Below are 4183 nucleotides of genomic sequence, written 5' to 3' on the forward strand. Positions count from 1 at the left end.
ATCTCGCCCGGGCGGAGTTCGCAACGCTGCGGTTGCGCCTGCTCAAGATCGCCGTGCGGGTGCAGGAAACCACCAGCCGCATCCGACTGGCCTTTGCCTCGTGCTGTCCGGAAGCGGATCTCGTCCGCCGTCTTGCGAGCGCTCTGGCACCCCAGCCCCGGGCGGCCTCGCCCTGAGCGCCGGGGCTGCCATCGCCCCGGTCATCCCATCCCGTCCCTGCCAACGCGTTCCCCACGTTCCAGACCTCGCCGCGGTGAAAGAAACGCAGCGGATCGGCACGTCCGCGCTACCAAATAGGCCCCGAAACAAACTCTGGTGAATAGGAACGGTTAGCGTTGGGCGTCCTGGTTGTACGTCTCGCTCTACCAGTATGGGCAGCAAAGGCATCGACATCGGTTTCGCCCGACCGCAGAAAGTCGAGGAAGCTTAATCCTTTGTACTTGCAGATTTCTGAGATACTCAGAAGAACAAGATAGTCACGCATACCCTTTGGCGTACTCGATCCACCAATTACGTTGCGCAGTCGCGCGAATGCTTTGATAGCATGCTCTGCATTATTGTTATTCCAAGGCACATTATCATAGTTCAAAAACGTAAACATCTTATCGCTGCATTTCCCAAACCTACTCTTGTAACCTACAGCCACCTCAGACTGGAAATCGCGCTTTGCAACATTGTCGAAAAACTGCGCCGTCTCCTTTCTATGCTTCCGGAGATAACGCGCCTTTAGGCCGAAGCGATCTATAGTTTCGACAATCGAACGCAAAAGAAGTCCAAATTCGTTCGCAATCTCCTGCATCTCCTCGTTATACGGATGTTCCATTAAATCGTCATTCAGATCCCTCATGAGATGGATCAGGCACTTTTGCTGTACACATTCCACCGAGTCGTAGGCGGCATAAAAATCTGAGACTAAAACTCCCTGAAATGCGTCAAGGACTTCATGAAGTGTGCTTGAGTCACGAGACTCACTGTAGATGTAGGCTACTTCGTCGAAGCTCGTGAACACCCATACATAACTAACTTTTCCATCGACAATTACTTGTGTCTCGTCAGCGTGGATAAGTGGCCCGTTTACTATTCTCTGAAGTATCTTACGATACGCATCAGAATATCCGTAGGCCACAGCGGTTTTGATTCTGCTGATGGCATCGTGGCCAAGCCTCAGGCCAAAAATGTCATTAAGGCTCTGCGAAACGAGCCTGTTGGAAATCCGCAACTCAATCAGGTGGTAGATGACGTATGACCTCAGCCCTCGACCGTGGTGCTCTACGGAAAACTTTGAAAAAGTCCTTCCACACGATCTACATCTGTATCGCGGATAGCTGAACTTAGCATGTAAGAGCCTTATCCCAATACGGGTTAGTTTTAGATCATGACCAACTTTGGTCCGTGGACCGTGTTTGTAGATCAGGCCCGATCCACAATGCGAACAGCGCTCTGGGCGCGGTTCCACGACAAGAAACGTATTCTCTCGCCTTGGTCTTTTTGCCGCTGACCTTCGGCTCAGGCGCTTTATACTATCATCAGATCGCACGTAAACACGCTGACGCTGGTAGTCCCAGTAAGCAGCTTCATTAATCGGCTTGAAGTCAGATATCGCATACTGGATTGGTCCGAAGCGGCCTCGATACCCGTGTTCAAGCGCGTTGACATTGACGCTGACCTCGCTGGATGCGCCTGCGGGCCTCGCGGCACAGATTTCAGCAATAGCCTCGGCCACCCTCTGGGCGGCTTCGCAGTCCTCAGCATTATAAATGATCAACTTCTGCTTGAGGCTCGGATCACCTGTCGCTTCCCATTCTGAGCGCCAGATCAGAGCGTGCAAACCGGAGGAGTCCGCCTCTGACCAACAGAACCCGAGATAGCCAGCGATGTCTTTCAAACCGTTCGAGTGAGTTGGGAAGTAGATGTGGGCGTAGGTCAGACTCAGCAAATTCGTCGATGTGGCAATCAGCCGATCTACGAGATCGATGTCGTCGGGGATCTCGCAATAGCGTTCCTTCATCCGTTTTAGGAACTGTGTTTCATAACTCCCGTAGTGAAAGAGGCGGACATCAGAGATTGGCGAAAGGGCACGCACGAAGGATCGCCACATCTCGCACTCGTCTGATAGATCGTCAGCCCAAAACGAGAGATGAAGATCCTCATCACCACTCCGGTACCGCATTCCGATCAGGTAATAGAACTCCCGATCTGGAACACCCTCCACATCCAGGTAAACAGCGCCGGATGTTATGGCGAAGGTCGGAGTATCCACGACATGGATTCGATTGGCATGGATCGCCAGCGCCTTCAGTGCGGGTTCGTGCTTGGTCGCCTTCGCCCTATTCCGTGCTGAACGCCGCCTGGGCCGGTACGTGCAGGAGAGTTGGGCAACAGTTGTTATGCCCTTACGGTTGAGCTTCTTCCGCTGCTGCTCCCTCAAGGTAGTCAGGAGGCTGAGGTCATCCTTTTCGAGGGCGATCTGCCGACAGTGCGACCGGAATTGGCATTCTGAGCAATGTTTGTTGAGGGCCAGTGGAGTCGGGGTCGTGGTCGCGTACTGTGCCTTGAACCTATCAACAAGCGAACGGACCGCCCTGATCAACTTCGTTAGCTGGACGGTCGTGGACGTATGGTTCGAACCATGGATGATCCTAGCTGTGGCTGGCGTTCGGCCTGTCAGTCGGGACAGGGCCAGAGCATCAAAAGCGGCGAGGAGCCTATCTGAGGATGATAGCTTCTCACTAGGCGAGAACCGTATGGGACGGTCTGTGGTCTCGGCTCCACCTCGGCGAACAGGCACTCGCTCTACGGCATGAGGTCGGGCCTGGATTTCGGGAAGTGAGATTTCGGGACCGATAGGCAGGCAGTAGTCCTGTCGTCGGAGTGCTCGTAACGAAGGCATGCCTTGGAATATCTCAGTTTCAGAGACACTCGCGCACAGCCATTTGAGGGCGTGTGTCTTGTAGGTTTCCGCAAGGCGGTGCTGCCAATTTTCGATTTCAAGGTCACTGGGAGCAGCCCCATCCAGCAGCAGAAATGCCTTCATCTCACACTGGAGATACGCCTGAAACACGATATCGGTGATCGGCATATGCGGCTTCATGGAACCACTATACTTCAAGGGAGGCAGATGTTTGAGACATTGGCAGTTACCAGTGACCGGCTGCCCTCTGCCCCTGCCCTCCTGTCCTCGCCTGCCCGATAGGGATTCGGACGGTCCTTCGAGCGCACTGTCTCCCGCTTCTGGTTCTCCCTGACCAGCCCCTTCCTATCGTCTCCAGAGCCCCTCCCCACGTTCCCGGCCAGCCTCCCCCGCCAGCCGCTAAAAATATTTTGTGCTGACCGTGCCAAGCTCAGCGATCAGGGCCTACCAAGAAATTATCCGACCAGGACGGACGAGTTCGAGGAGCATTGCTGGGAGGGTCTAACGGCTGCGAGGATGAGCAAAACTAGTTTTAAGGCTCCAGAATGCCCGTCCCCACGTTCCAAACCAGCCTCTCGGTGCTCATTCTATCCGGAAAACTGTTTTTGGCTCTCTTCGAGATCCAATAGTCGAAGCCGGAAGATGGTACTGATCGGGACATTACTGTTCTCGTGGCGCGGCTGAGAAGTTCGAACCTTTAACATAGATTAGTTGTTCACAGATGGTTCGAGGCAAATCGTTTCTGAAAGTACATTGTTCACGACCACCTCTTGTATTTGTCGGGTCATGGGTTTAGCTCCTCGTTATAATCTGCCCGCGAACTTGAAAGCGGGCATCCGAGGTCGCTGCCTTAACAGCAACCTCAAGCAGAGGCTTATCTAATGGCTAACGAGACCACACCAAACTACATCGAGCTTGCGGCTGACATCGTATCGGCCTTCGTGAGCAACAATTCCGTACCGCCCTCAGAACTCCCCAGCCTGATCGGCAATGTTCACGCTGCACTTCAGAATGTCGGCCAGCCCGCTGTGAAGCAGGAAGAGGCAAAGCCAGCGCCTGCCGTCTCCGTGCGCAAGTCAGTCACCCCGGATCATCTGATCAGCCTCGAAGACGGCAAACAGTATAAATCTTTGAAGCGGCACCTTGGACCTATGCCGGAATGTGGGTGATGACGGTTTGAGAAAGGCGACGTATCGAGGCGGGTGTCGAGCCTGCCAGAACCTCTTCAGGAGAGCGATACGTCATGACCGAGACTACCAACATTGTTCGCCT

Annotated in this window: 3 protein-coding genes; 2 read left to right on the top strand and 1 reads right to left on the bottom strand. The window is 54.0% G+C overall.

Annotated elements, in window-relative coordinates; translation table 11 throughout:
• Positions 1-176 (top strand): transposase (locus FS320_RS39325; RefSeq protein ID WP_192926244.1); only part of this gene is annotated, 176 nt, incomplete at its 5' end.
• 110 nt (positions 177-286) lie between these two features.
• On the opposite strand, the gene FS320_RS39330 is transcribed toward FS320_RS39325, so the two are convergent.
• A complete protein-coding gene (locus FS320_RS39330) occupies positions 287-3079 on the bottom strand; it encodes a TM0106 family RecB-like putative nuclease (protein ID WP_192926407.1) in 2793 nt (930 codons plus the stop codon).
• 713 nt (positions 3080-3792) lie between these two features.
• On the opposite strand from FS320_RS39330, the gene FS320_RS39335 reads away from it, so the two are divergent.
• Positions 3793-4080, top strand: a complete 288-nt coding sequence (locus FS320_RS39335) for a MucR family transcriptional regulator (protein ID WP_152717815.1) — start codon at positions 3793-3795, stop codon at positions 4078-4080.
• Positions 4081-4183 lie beyond the last annotated feature (103 nt).

Source organism: Microvirga tunisiensis (assembly GCF_009296175.1).
Classification (GTDB): domain Bacteria; phylum Pseudomonadota; class Alphaproteobacteria; order Rhizobiales; family Beijerinckiaceae; genus Microvirga; species Microvirga tunisiensis.

Excerpts from the sequence above, each read along its gene's own strand:
- FS320_RS39335 (WP_152717815.1), top strand. The coding sequence starts at position 3,793 with ATGGCTAACGAGACCACACCAAACTACATCGAGCTTGCGGCTGACATC.
- FS320_RS39330 (WP_192926407.1), bottom strand. The coding sequence starts at position 3,079 with ATGCCGATCACCGATATCGTGTTTCAGGCGTATCTCCAGTGTGAGATG.